At 63.1% G+C, this 20,793-nt stretch carries 13 protein-coding genes, 1 tRNA gene and 4 pseudogenes; 9 read left to right on the forward strand and 9 right to left on the reverse strand.

Annotated elements, in window-relative coordinates:
- Positions 1–52: 52 nt before the first annotated feature.
- Complete coding sequence (gene alr, locus G3436_RS16565) at positions 53–1,288, reverse strand: alanine racemase (protein ID WP_163947007.1); 1,236 nt, start codon at positions 1,286–1,288, stop codon at positions 53–55.
- A 341-nt stretch (positions 1,289–1,629) separates the two neighbouring features.
- Here alr and G3436_RS28980 point away from each other — a divergent pair.
- Positions 1,630–2,613, forward strand: a pseudogene (locus tag G3436_RS28980) (HAMP domain-containing protein); the annotation flags it as partial.
- Between the two features lie 93 nt (positions 2,614–2,706).
- Positions 2,707–3,471, forward strand: a complete 765-nt coding sequence (locus G3436_RS28985; protein ID WP_420801220.1) for a methyl-accepting chemotaxis protein — start codon at positions 2,707–2,709, stop codon at positions 3,469–3,471.
- A gap of 9 nt (positions 3,472–3,480) precedes the next feature.
- Here the strand turns inward: G3436_RS28985 and G3436_RS16575 are convergent, their stop codons facing one another.
- Together G3436_RS16575 and G3436_RS16580 are read right to left on the reverse strand one after the other, a co-directional pair.
- Positions 3,481–4,800, reverse strand: a complete 1,320-nt coding sequence (locus tag G3436_RS16575) for an aspartate aminotransferase family protein (RefSeq protein WP_163947013.1) — start codon at positions 4,798–4,800, stop codon at positions 3,481–3,483.
- Positions 4,800–5,864, reverse strand: coding sequence for a phosphotransferase (locus tag G3436_RS16580; RefSeq protein ID WP_163947015.1), 1,065 nt, complete (start codon positions 5,862–5,864; stop codon positions 4,800–4,802). The genes G3436_RS16575 and G3436_RS16580 overlap by 1 nt, the downstream gene beginning before the upstream one ends.
- Before the next feature lie 157 nt (positions 5,865–6,021).
- On the opposite strand from G3436_RS16580, the gene pdxR reads away from it, so the two are divergent.
- The gene (pdxR, locus tag G3436_RS16585) at positions 6,022–7,479 is read left to right on the forward strand and encodes a MocR-like pyridoxine biosynthesis transcription factor PdxR (RefSeq protein ID WP_178116493.1); all 1,458 of its coding nucleotides are present in this window, start codon (positions 6,022–6,024) and stop codon (positions 7,477–7,479) included.
- 138 nt (positions 7,480–7,617) lie between these two features.
- Here pdxR and G3436_RS16590 read toward each other — a convergent pair whose 3' ends face one another.
- Entirely contained in the window at positions 7,618–9,705 is a 2,088-nt protein-coding gene (locus tag G3436_RS16590; protein WP_243667186.1) for a sensor domain-containing protein, read from the reverse strand.
- Between the two features lie 141 nt (positions 9,706–9,846).
- Positions 9,847–10,773 (reverse strand): LysR family transcriptional regulator, encoded by a 927-nt coding sequence (locus tag G3436_RS16595; RefSeq protein WP_163947019.1) that lies wholly within the window; start codon positions 10,771–10,773, stop codon positions 9,847–9,849.
- A gap of 131 nt (positions 10,774–10,904) precedes the next feature.
- On the opposite strand from G3436_RS16595, the pseudogene lysA reads away from it, so the two are divergent.
- Positions 10,905–12,035, forward strand: a pseudogene (lysA, locus tag G3436_RS28990) (diaminopimelate decarboxylase); the annotation flags it as partial.
- Positions 12,036–12,248: 213 nt separating this feature from the next.
- Here lysA and G3436_RS16605 read toward each other — a convergent pair.
- Entirely contained in the window at positions 12,249–14,441 is a 2,193-nt protein-coding gene (locus G3436_RS16605) for a TonB-dependent receptor (protein WP_163947021.1), read from the reverse strand.
- Between the two features lie 102 nt (positions 14,442–14,543).
- Positions 14,544–16,490: a methyl-accepting chemotaxis protein gene (locus G3436_RS16610; protein WP_163947023.1), complete on the reverse strand. Its 1,947-nt coding sequence runs from the start codon at positions 16,488–16,490 to the stop codon at positions 14,544–14,546.
- A 362-nt stretch (positions 16,491–16,852) separates the two neighbouring features.
- Between G3436_RS16610 and G3436_RS16615 the strand changes: the two genes are divergently transcribed.
- The 4 genes and pseudogenes from G3436_RS16615 (at position 16,853) to G3436_RS16635 (ending at position 18,669) form a co-directional block, all read left to right on the forward strand.
- Positions 16,853–16,926, forward strand: a tRNA-Cys gene (locus G3436_RS16615).
- A gap of 552 nt (positions 16,927–17,478) precedes the next feature.
- Positions 17,479–18,027: pseudogene (locus tag G3436_RS27720) on the forward strand (GNAT family N-acetyltransferase).
- Between the two features lie 16 nt (positions 18,028–18,043).
- Complete coding sequence (locus G3436_RS16630) at positions 18,044–18,247, forward strand: hypothetical protein (protein ID WP_163947028.1); 204 nt, start codon at positions 18,044–18,046, stop codon at positions 18,245–18,247.
- Between the two features lie 272 nt (positions 18,248–18,519).
- The gene (locus tag G3436_RS16635; RefSeq protein ID WP_163947031.1) at positions 18,520–18,669 is read left to right on the forward strand and encodes a hypothetical protein; all 150 of its coding nucleotides are present in this window, start codon (positions 18,520–18,522) and stop codon (positions 18,667–18,669) included.
- Positions 18,670–19,083: 414 nt separating this feature from the next.
- Here G3436_RS16635 and G3436_RS27725 read toward each other — a convergent pair.
- A pseudogene (locus G3436_RS27725) lies at positions 19,084–19,239 on the reverse strand (integrase); the annotation flags it as partial.
- Positions 19,240–19,594: 355 nt separating this feature from the next.
- Here G3436_RS27725 and G3436_RS16640 point away from each other — a divergent pair.
- Positions 19,595–19,948: a hypothetical protein gene (locus G3436_RS16640; protein ID WP_163947034.1), complete on the forward strand. Its 354-nt coding sequence runs from the start codon at positions 19,595–19,597 to the stop codon at positions 19,946–19,948.
- A 109-nt stretch (positions 19,949–20,057) separates the two neighbouring features.
- Here G3436_RS16640 and G3436_RS16645 read toward each other — a convergent pair whose 3' ends face one another.
- Positions 20,058–20,789, reverse strand: coding sequence for an SGNH hydrolase domain-containing protein (locus G3436_RS16645; protein ID WP_338001275.1), 732 nt, complete (start codon positions 20,787–20,789; stop codon positions 20,058–20,060).
- Positions 20,790–20,793: the final 4 nt, after the last annotated feature.

Consider the following 20,793-nt stretch of genomic DNA (forward strand, 5'->3'; position numbering starts at 1 on the left):
GCTTGCCAGCGAAGACGCAGGAGCAGCCTCTGCAAGGCTGGAAGGCCCGCGGTTACCGGGCCTTGAGCACCTTGGGATTGGAGTTGCCCCACACCGTATACAGGTCCGCCATCGTCACGCCGTTGATGGTCTCGACTTCCTGCTGGGTGATCTCATCGTCTGCCTGCTTGCCATACAGCACCACCTCGTCGCCGTACTTCACCCCCGGTATGGCACTCACATCCACCATCAGCGTGTTCATCGTGACCTTGCCCACCACCGGCGCCCGGTGGCCGTTGATCAGCACCGACGCCTTGTTGGAAAACGCCCGGCGATACCCGTCGGAGTAACCGGCCGGAATGTTCGCGATCAGCGAATCCTTCTCCAGGGTAAAGGTGCGGTCATAACTGATGGTGCTGCCCGCCGGGTAGGCATTGACCGACGCGACCTGCGACTTGAACTGCATCACCCGCTTGAACTCCGTGTGCCCGCCCACCGGGTAGCCATACAGCGCCGCGCCGGGACGCACCATGTCCAGCCACGCCTCGGGTACCTGCAAGGTGGCGAAGGTATTGGCGCAGTGCAGCATGAGCTTGCTGCGGTCAAGCCCGGCGTGTTCGATCAGCCAGCTCGACTGCTGCTTGAATGTGGCCAGGCCCTTGAGCACATCCTCGCGTTCCTCGACCGGGAAGTGGGTCATGATGCCGACCACCTTGAGATGGCCCAGGCGGGTCACGTCGACGGCCTGCAGTTTGCCTTGCGCGGTGCTCATCTCCAGGCCATTGCGGCTCATGCCGGCCGAGTTCAGGGCCAGGTGAACGGGCAGGTTGACGTTGTGCCGGGCCGCCAGTGCATCCAGTTGGCGTGCCACCTCCAGGTTGCCCACCAGCTCTTCGATGCGGTACGCCAATGCGCCTTCGACTTCCTTCAGGCTGGCGTTGCGCAAGCGCAGCAAGCGGCCCTTGAAGCCCTTGTCGCGGGCAATCCGTGCTTCCTCGTTGCTGGCCACGCCAATACAGCTGACCCCCATGCGGATGGCTGATGGCACCAGCAACGCAATACCGCTGCCGTAGGCATCGGCCTTCATCACCGCGCACATGGCGGTTTTGCCCGCCAGGCGCTGTTGCAGCAGGCTGATGTTGCTTTCGAACGCAGCCTGGTCGATCTCCAGCCAGGCGTTGCTTTGCGCGGCGCGGCTGTCGGCACTGGCGGCGGCGGTGGCCGTGTCGAGCAGGGGCGCGGCGAACGCGTGCAGTGGGCTCGAAAGCGCCAGGGCCAGTGTCAGAGTGCCGAGCTTGAATCGTGGCATAGAGCGTCTTCCCTTCAACGTGAGTGGGGCTGCGATGAGCCGACAGTCTTGGCCAAAGTGCATGTGTGTTCATGTGGTGTGAGGGGGCTCTGACAGCGCAGTGCAGGCTTGAACATCCGCCAAACGACAGAAATCGCCAGCGCCGCGCAATCGGCTGTTTGCCGCCGGGATTCAGCTGCTTTGCCGAGCACAACAGCGCAGTCTGCGTTCGCGCGCGGCACACAATGTGCGTGCTTGTTGTGGGGCCAGCCCGTGGCGAGCGTTCAACCAAGCACCGGACGGGCCGCCAACGCATGCGCACACACTTGAAGTTCAGTCACAAAATCCTGCTATCGGTCTCCATGATCGTGATCGTCGCCTTTGCGTCGTTGACGGCGTACAACGACGCCCGCCAGCACCAGGCGATCCGCCAGAACCTGCAACGCTACCTGCAGGAAATGGGCGGCAGCACCGCCAACACCATCGTCAACTGGTTGCAGGGGCGGGTGCTGCTGATCGAGAACCTGGCGCAGGCGGTGGCGATTACGCCGACCACGGCCAACACCGCGCAGTTGCTCAAGCAGCCCGCCCTGGCCGGCACGTTCAGCGCCACCTATGTCGGTGGCCAGGACGCCAGCTTCACCACCTTCCCCGACGTGCCCATGCCGGCCGACTACGACCCGCGTGCACGGCCCTGGTACAAGGGTGCGCTGGCCAGCCAGGGGCCGGCGATTACCGAACCCTATATCGATACCACCACCGGCGGGCTGGTAGTGAGTGTCGCCGCCGCAGTACGCCAGGGTGACCAGCGCGTGGCGGTGGCGGGGGGCGATCTGCCGTTGCAGGCGGTGGCCGACAGCATCAATGCGCTGGACTTCAATGGCATGGGCTATGCGTTCCTGGTCAGTGCCGACGGTCGCATTCTGGTACACCCGGACAAGGCACTGGTAATGCAGTCGCTGGAGCAGGTGTACCCCGGCCAGGCCCTGCAACCCGGTGCCGGGTTGCGCGAGGTGCAGTCTGCACAAGGGCCACGTATCGTCAGCTTTGCCCCGGTGCGCGGCCTGCCGTCGCTGGACTGGTACATCGGCCTGTCGGTAGACCCGCACAAGGCATTCGCTGCGCTGAGCGATTACCGTCGCTCTGCGCTGCTGGCCACCTCGCTGGCGGTGGTGATCAGCGTGCTGTTGCTGGGCGCGTTGATGCGCCTGCTGATGCGCCCGATGCTGCAGATGACCCGTGCCATGCAAGATATTGCCGACGGCGAGGGCGACCTGACCCGGCGCCTGTCGATCCGCGCGCGTGACGAGTTCGGTGTGCTGGGCACGGCGTTCAACCGCTTTGTCGAGCGCGTGCATGCGTCGCTGCGTGAAGTCGCCTCGGCCACCGACCAGGTCAACCAGGTGGCCCGGCGGGTCGTCGAGGCCTCCAATGCCTCGATGCTCAATTGCGAGCAGCAAAGCACCCGTACCCACAGTGTGGCGACGGCCATCAATCAGCTGGGCGCTGCGGCCCAGGAGATCGCCGGCAATGCTGCGCAAGCCTCGCACAAGGCCAGTGATGCGCGCGAGCAGGCCGAAGCCGGGCGCCAGGTGGTGGAGCAGACCATCGCCGCGATCAACCGGCTTTCGCTGATGCTCGCCACGTCCAGCAGCAGCATCGAGACGCTCAACGGCAAGACCGTGAACATCGGTCAGATTCTCGAGGTGATTACCAGCATCTCGCAGCAGACCAACCTGCTGGCGCTCAATGCCGCCATCGAGGCGGCCCGTGCCGGTGAGGCGGGGCGCGGCTTTGCCGTCGTCGCCGATGAGGTGCGCAACCTGGCGCACCGTACCCAGGAATCGGCGCAACAGGTGCAGGGCATGATCGAGGAGCTGCAAGTGGGCGCGCGGGGGTCGGTCAGCACCATGACCCAGAGCCAGCGGCACAGCGAAGACAGTGTGGCGATCGCCAACCTGGCCGGCGAACGGCTGGGCAGCGTGACCTTGCGTATCGGCGAGATCGACGGCATGAACCAGTCGGTGGCCACCGCCACCGAAGAGCAGACGGCGGTGGTGGGCTCGATCAATAGCGATATTCGCGAGATCAACAGCCTTAACCGTGAAGGGGTCGACAACCTCACCTCGACCCTCCAGGCCTGCGCCGACCTGCAACAGCAGGCGGCGCGCCTGACCCAGCTGGTGGGCAGTTTCAGGCTCTGAGCGGCGCGCTCAGCCGAGGTCGCGCAGCACGCTGTCCAGGGTATCGATGAACAGGTCGGCGTGCTCGCGCTGGAATATCAGCTGCGGGCGGATCTTCAGGATGTTGGCCGCAGGCCCCGCCGAGCTGATCAGCACACCGCGCTCGCGCAGGCCGTTGACCACCTGGCGCGTGGCCTCGGTGGCGGGGGCCTTGCTGACGCGGTCGGTGACCAGCTCCACCCCCACGAACAGCCCGGCCCCGCGCACGTCGCCGATCAGCGGATAGCGCTCGGCCAGGCCCTGCAGGCCGGCCTTGAAGTACGCGCCGATGGCCGCGCAGTTGCTCAGCAGGTCCTCGCCCTGGATCACCTCCAGTACCGCGTTGGCGGCCGCACACGACACCGGGTTGCCGCCGAAGGTGTTGAAGTAGCGCGCGTTGCGCCCGAACGCTTCGAGTACCTCGGCGCGCACCACGGCGGCGGCGATCGGCTGGCCGTTGCCCATGGGCTTGCCCAGGGTGACGATGTCCGGCTGCAGGCCGTGGCGCTCGAAGCCCCACATGTGCGCGCCGGTGCGCGCAAAGCCCGACTGCACCTCATCGGCGATGTACAGCAGGCCCTCTTCGCGAGCCAGCGCCACGGCCTGCTGCATGAAGCCGGCCGGGTCGGCGAGCACGCCGTCGCTGGCGAAGATGCCGTCCAGCAGCAGCGCTGCCGGCTTGATGCCGCAGCGGCGCAGGTCGTCGATGGCGGCACGCACGTCTTCGGCAAACAGCCGTGCCACGTTCTCGGCGCCCAGGCGGTAGGCGTCCGGGGCCCGCACGGTACGCACGAAGTCGCCCAGCGGCACGCCTGCACCGAGTGACGGCGACGCCGCCGCGATCTGTTCGGTAACCCCGTGGTAGGCCAGCTCGGTGACGATCAGGCCGGTGCCACCGGTGTGCTGGCGGGCGATGCGCAGGGCCAGGTCGTTGGCTTCGCTACCGGTGCAGGTGAACATCACCTGGTTCAGCGCGGGCGGGAAGGTGGCCAGCAGTTTCTCTGCGTAGTCGAGGATGCCTTCGTGCAGGTAGCGGGTGTGCGTATTGAGCACCTGGGCCTGTGCATGCAGGGCATTGACCACGTGCGGGTGGCAATGGCCGATCGAGGCCACGTTGTTGTAGGCGTCGAGGTAGCGCTTACCGTCGGCGTCGTACAGCCACACGCCTTCACCCCTGACAATGTGCAGGGGGTGTTCGTAGAACAGCCGGTAGGCCGGGCCCAGCGTGCGTTCGCGGCGCTCGATCAGCGCACGTTCGGTGGCGCTCAGGCGTTCGGCATCGGTGGCGGTGAAGCCGTTGATCATGGTCATTACAGCGTCTCCTGGGAGCAGATACGACGAATCTGTTGTTGTGCGGCTTCGCGCGGCAGCTCGGCCAGGGCGTGCAGGCCACGCCAGGCGCCAGGCGCGTTGCGCAGGATGTAGGCGCGGTTTTCCGGGTACAGCGCGGCGCGCCAGTTGGTGATGGTCACGGTCAGCACCAGGCGCGTGGCGATCAGGTCGACCAGCAGCTCCTGTTCGATCGGCTCCAGCGCTGCGACACGGTGGTACGCGGCAATGAACGGCGCGGCATGCTGCAGCGGGTTGCCGTGGTTGCCCAGCTGATACGCGGCGCCCACGGCCAGGTCGTTGACCAGTGGTGCGTGCACCATGTCGCCAAAGTCGAGGATGTTGCGCACCGGGTGCGGCGAGTGGGCGTCGACGATCACGTTGTGCGGGTTGAGGTCGTTGTGGATCACCTGGGCACGCAGGCCCTTGAGCCGGGGCTGGGCATTGCGTTCGAAGTTGTCGAGGAAATGGCGTGCCAGCTGGCGCTGCGCCGGGTCTTCGATCAGGCCGATCACGTCATTCAGGCGCGAGGCGTGCTTGAGGTCCCACAGCAGCTCGTGACCGGCACCCGGATGGAAAAAACCGCGCAGCGCCAGGCCCAGGCGGCCCAGGTGTTCGCCCAGGCTGCTACGCAGCGCCGCGCTCGGCTGCGCGACATGGTTGAGCGAGACGCCCTCGACAAACGACAGCAGCCGCACCAGCAGCGGCTGGCCGTCGAACCGCACCGGTACCTGATAGGTGCCGTCCAGGTTGGGGTACACGCGCTGCACGGGCAGCAACGGGTCGCATTGCTGGATATGCAGCAGCGCCTGGTTCTGGAAGTCGGTCACCAGCGGGTCTTCGGCCGCGTTGGCGATCTTGAGCACGTACTGCGCGCCGTCACTGCAGGTGAGCTGGAAATTGAGGTCGCGTTCGCCACTGAGCAGGCGGCAGTCGCCGTGCAGGCCGAAGTACTGCGCCGCCACCGCGCAGGCCTGTTCGGTTGAAACCCGGGGCGGCGCTGCAGCCAGCAGCGCGTCGAAGGCAGGAGGTGTGTGTAGGGTCACTGAACGTCACTCTGTCGAAGGCTGCGCAAGCGGGTGCATCGCGCCGGTACCGATCGAACATAGGTCACTTTGGCTATATCGGTTATATCCAGAGTTGATCAACTGTTAAGGCCACTTGTATGCTCGTGGCCTTGTTCTCGGGTACAGGGTGACGCTGATGGGTTCGCTGCTGCATGACCTGCTGGTCGGCACACTCGAGCGTGGCGGCGAGGTGACCTTGCAGCGCCAGCTCTACCAGGCGATCCAGGCGGCGATCCTGCAGGGGCGCCTGCCGGTGGACCACAAGCTGCCCTCCACGCGTGCGCTGGCGCAGCAGTTGCTGGTGTCGCGGTTGACGGTGTCACTGGCCTACGAGCGCTTGCTGGATGAAGGCTACCTGTACGCGCGGGCAGGCAGTGGCACCTTTGTTGCCGACACCTTGCCGCAGGTGAGTGTCGAGGTGCTGCCAGGCGAAGGGGTTGGCCAGGCACCGCTGTCGGCGCGTGGCAAGGCGATCACCGCGCGCTTTGGCGCGCTAGCCCGGGTGGCCGGGGCCTTTGTGCCCGGGGTGGCCGATGCCGACCTGTTTCCGTTCCATGTGTGGAAGCGCCTGCACAATCGCTACCTGAGCAAGCGTCACGCAGACCTTGGCGGCTATGTGGACCAGGGCGGCTACCGGCCGCTGCGCGAGGCCCTGAGTGCCTACCTGTATGCCGCCCGCGCGGTGCGCTGCAGCCCGGCGCAGGTCATCATCACCATGGGCACCCACCAGTCGCTGGACCTGGTGGCCCGGCTGCTGGCGGATGTGGGCGACACGGTGTGGCTCGAGAGCCCGTGTCACTGGGGCGCGCCAGTGGTGTTCGCGGCTGCCGGGTTGCACTGCGCCGCGCTGCAGATCGACACCCAGGGCGCCTGCCTGCCGACGCCCGAACCGCACGCCACGCCACGCCTGGCGTTTGTCACGCCGTCGCATCAATACCCTACGGGCAACATCATGACGTTGCAGCGCCGGCGCGACTGGCTGGCCTTTGCCGAGGCGCAGAACCTGTGGATGGTCGAGGACGACTACGACAGCGAGTTCCGCTACGACATCGAGCCGCTGCCCTCGCTGCAGGGCCTGGGGCGCCAGGACCGGGTGATCTACCTGGGCACGTTCAGCAAGGTCACCTACCCGGGGTTGCGGCTGAGCTACCTGGTGGTGCCAGAGGCGTTGGCCGACGCGTTCGGCAAGGGGCTGACACAGTTGTACCGGCCGGGGTTTCTGGCGGTGCAGGCCGCGATGGCGGACTTTATCCAGGAGGGGCATTTCGCCCGGCATATCCGCAAGATGCGCGCCGAGTACGCCGAGCGGCGCAGTTACCTGCAGCACTGCCTGGATGTTTGCTTTGGCGAACTGATCAGCTACTCGTCGGGGCAGGCGGGGTTGCACCTGGCGGTGCGCATTGGCGCGCCGGGTACGGCCAGGAAGATGCTGGCCCAGGCCGAGGGGTTCGGCCTGGTGCTGCGTGGCGGCTACAGTGTGGACCCGCAGGCCGATGACCAGAACCTGATGGTGCTGGGGTATGGCGGGGTCAAGGTGACTCAGATCGAGGCGGCGGTGCAGCAACTGCGGGCGTTGTATGACCGGGTGGCCTGAGGCGCGCCAGGTGCTCTTTCGCTGGCAAACCAGCTCCCGCAGGGACAGCGCCGTCTTCGAAAAGGGCGCCCAGACCTGTGGGCGCTGGCTTGCCAGCGAAGGGGCCAGAGCAGTCAGTAGCTCGCTCTGGCCGTCCGTTCACTCCGTTTTCTTGCGGCGTGTCTCGGCCGGTTGCGGGTGCCCGAACAGATACCCTTGAAAGTGCGAGCAGCCCTCGGCCTGCAACTGCTTGAACTGCGCCACCGTCTCCACCCCTTCGGCCGTGGTGTTGATCAGCAGGCTGCTGCTCATGCCGGTGATGGCGCGGATGATCGACATCGCCTCGCGGCTTTCGCCCATGTCATGCACGAACGATTTGTCGATCTTGATCCGGTCGAAGGGGAACGAGCGCAGGTAACCCAGCGACGAATAGCCGGTGCCGAAGTCGTCCAGTGCAATGCACACGCCCAGGTCCTTGAGCGCTTGCAAGGTGCGCAGGTTGCTCTCGCTGTTCTCCAGCAGCACCGACTCGGTGATCTCCAGCTCAAGGCGTGAGGGAGGCAGTTTCGAGTCTGCCAGGGCCAGTTGCACAATCTCGACCAGCTCGCTGTTCTTGAACTGCACGGGTGACAGGTTGACCGCCACCGATTGTTCGGTGGCCCAGCTGGCGGCCTCCTGGCAGGCGAGGTTCAATGCTCGCGTACCGACCTCGTGGATCAACCCGGTTTCTTCGGCAATCGGGATGAAGTCCATTGGCATGATCTGCCCCTTGCTCGGGTGCTGCCAGCGCATCAGCGCCTCGTAGCCGGTGATCTGCTCGCCGTTGCCGATGATTGGCTGGTAGTGCATGTGCAACTGGCCCAGGTGCAGCGCCGTGCGCAGGTCGGTTTCCATGATGCGGCGCCGACGGGCGGCCTCGTCCAGCTCGGGGCGGAACAGCTCGAAGCGGTTGCGGCCGTTGCGCTTGGCTTCATACAGCGCCATGTCGGCATAGCGCAGCAGTTGGTCGGCCTGCACATGATCGGCCGGCGCAAGGGCGATGCCCACGCTCAAGCCCACCGAAAAACTGTGGCCGTCGATGAGAAATGCCGGTGCTACCGCTTCGATCAGGCGGGTCGCGGTGCGTTGGGCGTCCTCGACGCGCATCAGGTGCGGCAGCACTACCGCGAACTCGTCGCCGCCCAGCCGCGCCAGGGTGTCCTGATCACGCAGCACGGCACGCAGGCGCTGGCCCAGGGCACGCAGCAGGCGGTCGCCGAAGGCATGCCCGAGGGCATCATTGATGTTCTTGAAGTTGTCCAGGTCCAGGCACAGTGCCGCAGTCATCTGCTGGCGCGCCTGGCCGGCGGCGAGGGCTTCTTCCAGGCAGTTGTGGAACAGCGTGCGGTTGGGCAGCCCGGTCAGTTCGTCGTGGTGGGCCATATGGTGGATCTGCGCATGAGCGGCGATTTCGTCGGTGACGTCGTCGGCGATCTGCAGCACATAGTGGCCGCCGACCTCCGGGTTGCTGCTGAGCAGCGTGCGCGAGCGCAGCGTACGCAGGCCCTGCGGGGTGTCCAGGTGGTCTTCGGTCAGGTGCAGGCCGTTGTGGTTCAGGCAGTGCTCGGTAAGGTGTTCGATGTAGCCGGCCATGACCGGCACCAGGCTCTGCTGCGGCGTGCTGCCCACCAGCGCGCGCTGCTGGTTGGAGAACAGTTGCTCGGCCTTGGGGTTGGCCAGCAGGATTTGCCGCGATGCCACGTCCAGCACCATCACGCTGGACGGAATGTTGTTGATCACCGAGTCGAGGAACTGTGACAGCGTAGCCATCTTCTCACGCTGGGCTTCGGCCAGCTCCTTGGCCGCCAGCAGGTCGAGTTCGTACTGGCGGCGCTCGGTGACGTCGCGGGTGATCTTGGCAAAGCCCAGCAACTGGCCGTTGCCGTCGTGCACCGCGTCGATCATCACGTGCGCCCAGAACGCGCGGCCATCCTTGCGCAGGCGCCAGCCCTCGGTTTCGAAGCGGCCGATGCTGCGCGCGATTTCAAGCCCTTGCTGGGGCAGTTGCGCGGCACGGTCCTCGGCACTGTAGAACGCCGAGAAATGCTGGCCGACGATCTCCTCGCTGGTGTAGCCCTTGGCCCGCTGCGCGCCGGCGTTCCAGTTGCTGACCACGCCTTCGGGGGTCAGCATGTAGATCGCATAGTCGATCACGCTTTGTACCAGGAGGCGGTACATCACATCGGTGTTCTCAATCATGGCGGGCATCTCGAAACGCGTGGGGGTAAAGCCAGCAGGGTGGTCGGGTAGCAGTAATGTGCCAGTACGCAAAAAAGCGGCACACTCAATAGCAGTGGCGCCGGGGGCGAACAATGGTTCTTTAGTACTGGTTTTGCTTTTTGCCGACGCTCACGGGCACGCGGTGAGGCCTTGCAGTTGATGGTGCAGCGCTAGGGTGTGGTGCTGCAGGGCCTGCACAAAACTGTCCACCAGCGGCGAGTCGGGCCGGTGCAGCGGGCGTACCACGCTCACGGTGTAGGGAATGGAGAACGAGACGCGGCGGATCTGCAGGCCCAGCGGGGCATAGGTCAGTGCGGTCAGCGGGTTGATGATCGCGATGCCCACGCCCTGTGCCACGGTGGCGCACACGGCGGCGGCGCTGTGGGTCTGCACCCTGAGGCGACGGCTGATACCGCGGCCCTCGAACAAGCTGTCGATCTGGTGCCGGTAGGGATCGTCGCCGGCCAGCGAGATGAAGTCTTCGCCGGCGAAATCCTCGGGTGTCAGCAGAGCCTTGGCCGCCAGCCGATGCCGGGCGGGCAGGATGCACACGGTATCCGCACTGAACAGGCCGTGCGCCTGGGTGCCCGCCGGCGCCACGCTGTCTTCGATCAGGCCCAGGTCATAGCGCTGTGACGACAGCCATTCGTGCAGCAGCGGTGCGTCCTGCGGGGTGATGCTGATCGAGACGTCGGGGTACAGGTCCAGGAAGTGTTTGCACACCCCCGGCAGCAGCGCCTGGGAAAATGCCGGCAGGCACACCAGGGCCAATTGGCCTTGCTTGTGCTGGCGGATGGCATCGGCTGCGCGGGTGATGCGCTCCAGCCCGAAGTAGGCACGCTTGACCTCGTCGAACAGCATCAGGGCCTGCTCGGTCGGGATCAACCGTGCGTTGGCACGCTTGAACAGCGTCAGTTGCGTGATCGATTCGATGCGGGCCAGCTCGCGGCTGATGGTCGGTTGCGAGGTATGCAGCAGCGCCGCCGCCCCGGTGGCGCTGCCGCTGGTCATCACCGCCCAGAAAATCTCGATGTGGCGAAAGTTCAGCGTTGGCATCGCGGGTGCGCCTTGGGTGTGGAGGGGCTGAAAAGCATATCAAATATGAATGGATCGCCCATGGATTGGTATTTTCAATCTAGACAGGCGCTTTGGATAATGCGCACCTCAACCGACTGGAGGCAGGTGCAATGGACCGTTTCAACTACCGCGAAGGCGTGCTGCATGGCGAGGACGTGGACCTGAACGCGCTGGCGGCGCAGTTGGGGACGCCGTTGTTCGTGTACTCGTTGGGTACCCTGGCCGCGCACTTTCAGAGCCTGAAGGATGCGTTCTCGCCGATTGATCCGCTGATCTGCTACTCGGTCAAGAGTTGCAGCAACCTGCACATTCTGAAATTTCTGGTGCAGCAGGGGGCCGGGATAGACGTGGTCAGTGGCGGGGAAATCTACCGTGCGCTGCTGGCGGGGGCGGCCCCCGACACCATTGTGTTTGCCGGAGTAGGCAAATCGGCCGAGGAAATTCGTTATGCGGTCGAGTCCGGTATTCATCTGTTCAATGTCGAGTCGCAGGGCGAGCTTGAGCGGATCGATGCGATTGCCGGCGAGTGCGGGCGGCGGGTCAAGGTCTCGATCCGCATCAACCCCGATGTGGCGGATGCCGCCACCCCGCAGAAGACCTCGACCGGTGGGCGCCAGACCAAGTTCGGCATACCGGTAAGCCAGGCGCCTGTGCTGTTCGTGCCGGGCCGGTACATGCATCTGACGGTGGAGGGGGTGCATGTGCACCTCGGATCGCCGATCCATGACACCGGCACCTACCTGGCGGCCATCGAGGTGATCGAGGGCTTGCTGGAGCGGGTGGCAGCCTTGGGCGGGCGAGTGGACACGCTCAACATCGGCGGTGGTTTCCCGGCCACGTATGCGGGGGGGCAGGATGCGCAGGGGGCGCTGCAGGCGATGGGTGCGGCGATCTGTGCGCGATTGCGCGGGCTGAAAGCCCGTGGGGTGAGGTTCGTGATCGAGCCGGGCCGCTCGATCAGTGCCAATGCGGGCGTGTTGCTGACGCGTGTCGAGTACATCAAGCAGGGCTGGGATCGTCGGATCGTGATCGTCGATGCGGGCATGAACGTCCTGTTGCGGCCTACGCTGTATGGTGCGCACCACACGATATGGCCGGTGAGCCATACGGATTTCAGCGGGCATTGGAGCGTGGCGGCGCAGGCGCCTAGCGAGACCGTGGATGTGGTGGGGCCGATTTGCGAGACCGGGGATTATCTGGCGCTGGCGCGTGATCTGCCCGTGGTGGATCAGGGCGCGTTGCTGGCGGTGTTCAGTGCGGGTGCGTATGCGATGAGCATGGCCAGCCAGTACAACTCCCGCCGCGGCCGGCAGAGGTGGTGGTACAGGGCAAGGCGCATCGGGTGGTGCGTCGGCGGGAGGGGTATGCGGACCTGGTGGAGGCGGAGGAGGGGTGCTGAGGATGCAGGGTGCCCACCGCGAATAGATCGCGATGGGGCCGCCCGGGGCGAAACCTCAGAACTCCAGCTGCGCCGAGAACGTCAGCGTACGCGGCGCGCCCAGGAAGTGGTCGCTCAACCAGTATTCCTTGTTGGTCAGGTTGCTGACGTTGGTGCGCAGGGTCAGGGCATTGTCCGCCAATGGCAAACGATAACGCGCCCCCGCATCAAAGGTGGTGAACGACGGCAAGCTGTAGTGGTTGGCCTCATCCACATACTGCTTGCCGGTGTAGTACGCGCCCCCCGTCAGGGCAAACCCGGGCACGCCCGTCAGGTCGTACTCGGCATACACCTTGGCCAGTTGGCTGGCCACGCCCACCGGCTTGTTGCCCTCGACACTGGCATTGGCCGCCTTCTTCACCTGCGGGTCGAGCAAGGTCAAGCCACTGACCACGGTCAACTGCGGGGTGAGCTTGCCAGTAATGCCGAACTCCACGCCGGTGTTCTCCTGGCGACCGTCCTGCACGTAGATCTGCTGCTGGTTGGTGTAGCCATTGGGCTTGTCGATGTTGAACAGCGCCATGGTCAGCAAGGCCTCTCCCACCTCGGCCTTGATCCCTACCTCATACTGCTCGCTGACAGCCGGGGCCATGGCCTGGCCGGCGTTGAGCGCCGTGTTGGGCGCAAAGCCACCCGCCTGCAGGCCTTCGATGTAGGTGGCATAGGTGGTCAGCCAGGGCAGCGGCTTGTAGATCAGCGAGACGTTGGGCGAGGTCTTGCTCTGGTTGTAGTGCTCGATCTGGCTCGGCGAGCCAAACGACTCGACCCACACAAAGTTGTCGCTGAAGGTCTTGATGCGGGTGCGGGTCACTCCAAGGATGGTCGACCACTGCTCGTTGAAGGTGATCACATCGCCAATCAGCAGGTTGTCGGCCTGGGTGCGCGCCGACAAGCGCTGGTCGCCATGGCCGATCGAGTAGTCCGGCTTGGCGTACTGCGGCGTCTCGCCCAGCGGAATCGAAGCGTTGCCGCCCACCGGCTGGTACTGCGGGCCCGGGAAGGGGATGTAGTCGGTGTAGTCGCGCACCCGCGCCACGTTGCCCTGGTAGCCGAACGTCACCTTGTGGCCGATGCCGCCGGTGGCGAAGGCCGCGTCGGCAAACAGGTAGGCCGAGGTTTCCTCGCGTTCGACCGGGGCGAAGGCGTACAGCGGCTGGCTGTACACGCCCGCAGTGTTGACGGTGGGGCCGGTGTAGGCGTACTGGGTGCGGTTGCGGTCATGGGCCAGCGCACCGCGCAGGCTGAACACCTCGTTCAGGCGCCAGTTGAAGCGGCTGCCGACGCGCTCGTGCTCGCTGTCGGAGAACGCCCAGCGCTGGCTGTAGAGCTTGTCGTTGTCGAGCTGGTCGGCATCGGGGCGCAGCCGCTGGTCGGCGAAGTACCAGTAGCTGGTCAGGCCGTGGGTCTGGTTCTTCTTGTACGACGCGTCGAACTGCACCTGCAGGTCGTCGCTGATGTTCCAGTCCAGCGCCAGGCTGACCATCTTGCGGCGACGGTTCTGCAGGTCGATGGCGGTCTCGCCATCCTGGGCCAGCACGTTCACACGGTAGGCCAGTACGCCCTGATCGTCGATCGGGCCGCCGAAGTCGCCATGGAGGTAGCCGTTCTCGCCGCCTGCGTTGCCCACGGTGACGCTGTTGTAGCGCTGGTAGGTGGGGCGCTTGAGCACGTAGTTGACCAGCCCGCCGGGGCTGCCGGGGCCATACAGGAAGCCGCTCAGGCCGGTGACGATCTCCAGGCGCTCCATCTCTTCGACGAAGTTGCCGCTGTCGGAGCCGTTGCTGAAGCGCAGGCCGTCGTTGGCGATGTTGAGGTTGCCCAGGTCGTTGAAGCCGCGGATGGCCACGGAGCTGGCGTAGCCGGCTCCGGAGGGCGAGGTGAACTGGGTGAACGGGCTGAGCTTGAAGATATCGTCGGTCGAGGTGGCCTGCACGTTGCGGATCAGCTCGCTGGACACCACGCTGATCGAGTAGGGGGTGTCTTTCAGGGGCATGCCACCCAGTGCGCCGACGTTCTTCAGCGAATCGGTGACATAGCCGGCCTCGGCACTGCCATCGGCCACGCGGGTCGCATTGATGCGGGTTTCAGGCAGGTTCAGGCCTGCTTCGGTCGAAGCGGCCTCCTCGGCAAGCAGTGCGCTGCTGAAGCTGGCGCAAGCGACGGCAAGCGCCAGCAGGTGAGGGCGGTACGTGGGGGCGGCAACGGACATTGGGTGGGTTCCTGATGTGAATGTTTCTCAGTAACCCTGTTGCCGCGCCAGATACGAAAAGTGACAGGGGCGGTGCAAACTATTTTTTGCACCGCCGTTTTTTCAGGTCTTGAAGCGGCGTACCAGCGTGTTCATCTCGTTGGACAGTTGGGTCAGGTTGAGTGCATCGCTCTTCGCATCGCTGGCCAATTGCGCCACCCGCTGTGCATCGCCATGGATCTGGCTGATGTGCTGGTTGATGTTCTCGGCCACCTGGTGCTGCTCTTCGGCGGCGGTGGCGATCTGGGTGTTCATGTCGCGGATGATGTCCACCGACTCGCGGATCTGGCCGAAGCTGGTGCGTGCCTGGCCGATCCGTTCGACCGATTCCTGCGACAGCCCCAGGCTGGTGTTCATCTGCGCCGCCACCTGGCTGGTGCCACGAGCCAGGTTGCCGAGCATGCCGTCGATTTCGGCGGTGGAGTCGGCGGTGCGCTTGGCCAGCGCCCGAACCTCGTCGGCCACCACGGCAAAACCGCGCCCCTGCTCACCGGCCCGCGCAGCCTCGATGGCGGCGTTGAGGGCGAGCAGGTTGGTTTGCTCGGCAATCGAGCGGATGGTGCTGAGGATCGACTGGATGGCGTTGCTGTCGCGCTCCAGCTGCTGCATCGACTGTGCAGACTGGGCGATGCCCTGGCTCAACTGGTCGACGCTGCCCACTGCGGCATCGATCTGTTGCTGGCCTTCGGAGGCCTGGCGTTGGCCATTGTCGGCCGAGTCGGCGGCCTGGCTGCAAGAGCGGGCAACCTCGTTGGCGGTGGCGACCATTTCGTGGAACGCGGTCGAGACCATGTCCACCGCTTCGCGCTGGCGGCTGGCGGCGTCAGCCATTTCGTTGGATACCGCAGTGGCGCTCTGGGAGTTGGTTAGGATGCCGTCCGCCGCTTTCATGATGTGCTGGATCAGGCTGCGGATGGCGCCCAGGAACTGGTTGAACCAGCCCGACAGTTGCGCGGTTTCGTCGTTGCCGCGCACGTTCAGGTTGCGCGTCAGGTCGCCTTCGCCCTGGGCAATGCCTTCCAGGCCGCGCGACACATCGGCTATCGGCCGCACGATCAGCTTGGCGAAGCTGGCGCCGACAAACGCGAACAGCAGTGCCAGTGCCGCCGCGATACCGCCGATCAGCCAGGTCAGGCGGGTGGCCGAGGCCATCACTTCACTCTGCTTGACCAGGCCGATGAAGCGCCAGCCCAGTTGGTCCGATGGCCAGACATTGGCCATGTAGCGTTCACCGTCGAGTTCGACTTCGACCAGCCCCTTGCCGGTCTTGGCCAGTTGCGCATAGCCCTGGTCGAGGCTGTCGAGCTTCTTGAAGTTGTGCGCCGGTTGCTTGGGGTCGACCAGGATCGTGCCGTTCTGTTCCAGCAGCATGACGTAGCCGGTTTCGCCCAGTTTGATCTGCTTGACGATCTCGGTCAGTTGCTTGAGCGACACATCCACGCTGACCACGCCGCCGTTGGCGCCCAGGGCATTGGGCATGCTGCGCACGGTACTGACCAGCACGGCATCGTCGTTGGCCCAGTAGTAGGCATCGGTGCGCAGGGTCTTGCCGGGGTTGGCCTGGGCCATCTTGAACCAGGGGCGCTGGCGCGGATCGTAGTTGGCCAGCTTGGGGTCATCAGGCCAGGAAATGTAGCCGCCCTCGGTGGTACCGATGGAGATGTAGCCGTAGGCCGGGTGGCTGGCGCCAAGGCTAGCGAAATAGTCGAACACCGGCTTGTCCTGCGGGCCCATTGGCAGCGACGCGGCGTCGGCCGAGATGTACTTCTTGAGGCTGGCGTCGGTGTTCTGCAGCAGCGGCAACTTGCTGAGGAATTCGATGTTCTGGCTGATGCCGTCGAAGAACAGTTGCATGGCGTTGTTGACCTGGCGGATCTCGCGGTCGCTGCCATCGACGAAGGTGTCGCGTGCTTCGAGACGCAGGTTGAGTACCACCAGTGTGGCCACCACCAGTATCGGTACACAGGCAATGGTCGCGAAGCCCCAGGTGAGTTTCTGCTTGATGTTCATATCCGCTCCGCTGACGCCGTTTATTTATTGTTTCGCCTGATGGGGTTATCGGCGTGCAAAGCGGCGGCTTGAGCCCGTAAAGGCGGGGTTTGTAGGACATTTCTACAACTGCACGGTCGTGGCGCTTAAACGGTTGTTCTGCCCTTGAATGGGGCGCTTGCCATTTCGCTGTGCGCAGCGGCCTTCCTCCCCGCATGGCAGCACAAATGTTTTTTTAAATCAGGGGGTTGCAAGCCCTCCTGAATGCGGACATAATGGCGTCCATCGAAAGCAACGAGGCACACAAACCTCAGTGTTTTCAATGAGATGAAAATCTCTACAGTTTTATGGTTGAAGCTGCTGTATGGGCTTCGGTCATTTGAGGCCGAGTAGCAAAGTGGTTATGCTCCGGATTGCAAATCCGTCTACGCCGGTTCGATTCCGACCTCGGCCTCCATTATTGAAAACCCCGCAGATTAACGTCTGCGGGGTTTTTCTTTGTGGGTCGAAAAGCACGTAAGTCCCCAAACAAATAGGCGCCAGTCCCAAAACTCCATCACTTGGACGGCTTTGCGATGGCGCCGACCCGGCGGTAAGACGAACTTGCAGCAGGGTTTCATGTGGTTCGTGCGCGCGATTGCCAACCCGAACGTTGTGAATGAAGGACGGGTTTGAATTGGCTGCTGCCGGCCTTCGCAAGACTGCGCCCTCGCCCAGGAGAGCTGTACAGGCTTGTGCGCCTGCCTATAGGCAGTCACGGAGTACCCGCTGAGGTCGCTCGGCGGGCCTGTACGTTCACTACATTGAGCGAGTAATTCATAACGAAGGACACTTCGCTATTAGCCGTTCGAGGTCTTACACCGAAGTCTTTCTTGTCTCCGTTCCGGTCATTCATTCCATGCATGGGAGCTCCCATAAGCCGTCGTTCGATAAATTGAGAGCGGGGACTTGCGGCGGGCGCGATGATATTGTGGCAGCGGGAACAAGCCTGTTCGCCACGAGGGAAAGAATGATTGAAACGGACCGGTTGAAGCTCAGGGATTGGCGAGAGGCGGATAAGCCCCTGCTATGCGTAATCCATGCTGATCCTGAGGTAATGCAGTTCCTCGGTGGCACGAAGACCGCGTCAGAGACCTGCGATGTAGTTGACCAACTGAGGCGGCTTTCTGAAGGCGGCGAGCCAACTTTCTGGGCTGCCGAACGTATCGATGATGGCTCGTTGATCGGCGCAGTTGGCCTGCATTGGCTCGGAGATGATTTTCCATTCGGTCCGGCTTTAGAGGTGGGGTGACGACTTGGTCGCGACTATTGGGGCAAGGGTTATGCGACCGAAGCAGCTCGCGCGGCTCTCTATTATGCATTTAGCACCTTGGATGTGCCCCGCGTTTACGCTTTTACCGCATTGGCGAACAAGCGTTCTGAAATTGTGATGCAGCGGCTGGGGATGACGAGAGTTGAGGGCGGCGAATTCCTTCATCCCGATTATCCTCTTACCGACGCGAACGCGATGCACATGCTGTATGTAGCCGAAAAGAGGTTATGGATGTCGAATAGCTAGCATCACGGTGAGCGCAATGGCAAACCTCGTGGACAAGATTCAGCAGGCAGAGGCGTTCACGTGCGAGGTGCTTGCCGCTGTACGCCGGTATTACGAAGCGAAGGGCCTGCTTCCGCCGGATGAGGTCGAGCGCCTGCGTCTTGAGGTAGCGTCGCTCATGCAGGCGGTGAGTGAGTATCAGCAGAGTGCACTGGGTGGGCAGGCAGCAACTCGTCATTGAGGTGGATGGCCTATGGGCGCTCGATGTGAGAGCACTTCGCTGAAATTGCTGAAGGCTCTCCTGGTTGCGCTGAGGGTGCCGCTGGCTGAGTAGAACGATCTGCGCAATTCGCCGCGCAGCCATGGGTAGGCTTGCCGAGGCTGACTCTCAGCCACAATGTCGAAATACCGCTTGTCGCAGGGCGAATGGCGATACACGAGAACTTTCCAAACTGTGATCACCTGGGTGATGGTTGTCGACCAGGTCAACCATCAGTGCTCCGGGAGGCTCACATGCAGAATAAGATGATTTTGGTTTTGGCGTTGGCTGTTGCGGCGTTCGCGCCGCACTCATTTGCTGAGACGACGAATCAGGGGTATGAAGATGAAGGGCTTGGCTTTTCCGTTCAAGCCAAGCAGGGTGGTACTTGGGCGCCTATATGAACAGTGCTTCCAGGGCGTGCGTGTATGGAAGTCCTGGGTGTTTCGGTATGAAAGGCAAAGCATGCCAGCCCTACGCAATGAAGGTAGAAGGACCTGGCGGTGTGCACGAATTGAAGTGCATGGGCTCTCGGGCCGAGCGCGGGAGCGCTGACAGGGATGAGCTTCAGAGCGACTACAATCGCGCGCAAAACGCAGCGAAGGGGCGGTGATTTGGTGGCAAGGGCGGTTCGATCGGCAGGACGCCGCAGTAGAGGTGAAATCAACTCCGCAACTGAAGAGTTAAACCCCGGTTTTAGCGGCCTCCAAGGCATTCTAAAAACACTTCATGCGGAATTGTTTTGTTTTTGACGTATTGAAAATAAAGGTTTTTAAGGTTGGCCTGCAAATCCGGCTACGCCGCTTCGATTCCGACCTCGGCATCGCGATGGCGCCGATCCTGCGGTAAACGCGCTCGGTAATGCCTTCCTTCGAGTGGCCAAGCAGCAAGCTGGCATCGCTCAGGTCTTTGATCCCCGAGTCCGCTTTGGGTCAGATGTCTCTGAACTGGAGCTGGGCGATTCGATTGGCCAGGGGGTGTTCTTTTTCAGTTGATACTTTGCCCGAGCCTCCCCCTCTTGCGTGCATGTCGACGCTTGAGTTTGTAAGGGAGTGGGTTACGGCTGAGCGTTGCTCGAAAGTGTGCGCCCATATGGGCCACCTCAATCCGCTGCTGAAGCTGCCGACGGACCGAGCCCCACTGAAACGCCCCGCAGAAGACAGTGCGCTACCGACCGAGGGCAGGCAGAGGATTGGTTTTGAGCGGGCTTTGGTAGCTGCTTTAGTCGCTTGTTGGTGATCGGGGGGGGCAAATAATCGCCCCCCAGTTTGCGTAGCGCTTGGCTATGACCTAGAAATAGGATAATCAGCCATTCAGTGGGGGCAGCCAATGTCCAAAGATGCCGTTGAAACCTTTGGGCGATTTGTATGGGAGTACAGCTGGCTGATTGCAGACGCGGTGATGGTCTTCGTTGTCCTCAGCATGCTTCTTGGGTACGGGGAGCTTGATGCTCCGAGTCGCGTCCTGTTGCGCGGCATGTTGGTCGGCTTGTGGTTCTATGTATGGGTTTCAGGATTTCACCTGCTTCTTTACATCCGCCACTGTGACGGCGCCGATGACTCCAATAACCCTGGTATTTTGCCTTGGTGGAAGTCGTTCCCGTGTTACTTGATAAAGGGAGGGATTATCGGGGTTCTGCTATGGTGGTCAGACAAAAAGGGCTTGCTTGACTGGAGCGCCTGAATTTTCGAGGGAGCAGGGCGCGAAAGACCTGACCGTAACGATCGCCGCCGGCTAACCTTTGGTGCGGCAGGCGATCAGCGCACTTCGCTTGGCCAATAACGTTGTTTTGTCAGCGGGCTTTTTCAAGCACGTCTTTCGCGAGCGAGGAGCGCTCGCCGATCAACGCGGCGCCACTGTAGGTCAGGTGGCTGTAGTCACGGTAAAGGATGGTTCCCTCCATCTCGGTTTTGCAAACGCCATCGCTGCATAGAAATCCGAATAGGCTCAGAAGCTCGACATCCGCCAACTTGGCAGCCTCGGTCATCATGTTGAGTGTCCGGCCTCTGTATCTTTGATTGGCATTCGTTGTGATGGTGCAGTCCGGCTGTGGGCCGAGGCTGAATTTTCCTCGCGCCCGGCGTTCCAGGCAGGCACCAATGTCCGAGCCGTTGGCGGGCGGCGGTGCGATAAATACAACCTTCTTGCCAGCGTTGTGCAGTTCCTTGGCAAGTGAGGCTAGCGCGTTGGCGACGATCTCGGGGGAGGCTTCACGGGTTTCATATTCGTCTTCAGCAGTCTGCGTCAGGAGGCTATTGGCTTTACTCAAAGGACCTTGCAAGCGCCCAGCTATAACGACGGTCTCGATATCCTGGTTTGCCTTGGCGTACTCAAGGGTATTCGAGTTGAACCCGATACAGGCTTTAGCAGAGTCGATGTTGTAAGGCGTGTTGACACCCTTGTTGAACCGAGCGAGACGATCAAGCGGATCGCATCCGCTCATGGTGATCTGTTGTACGCCGTGCTCCCGAAGGGGGCCTGCAAGCGCCGAAGTCCATGCCATTGCGTACGAGTCCCCCCACACCAAA

Source organism: Pseudomonas brassicae, from assembly GCF_010671725.1.
In the GTDB taxonomy this organism is placed as follows: Bacteria; Pseudomonadota; Gammaproteobacteria; order Pseudomonadales; family Pseudomonadaceae; genus Aquipseudomonas; species Aquipseudomonas brassicae.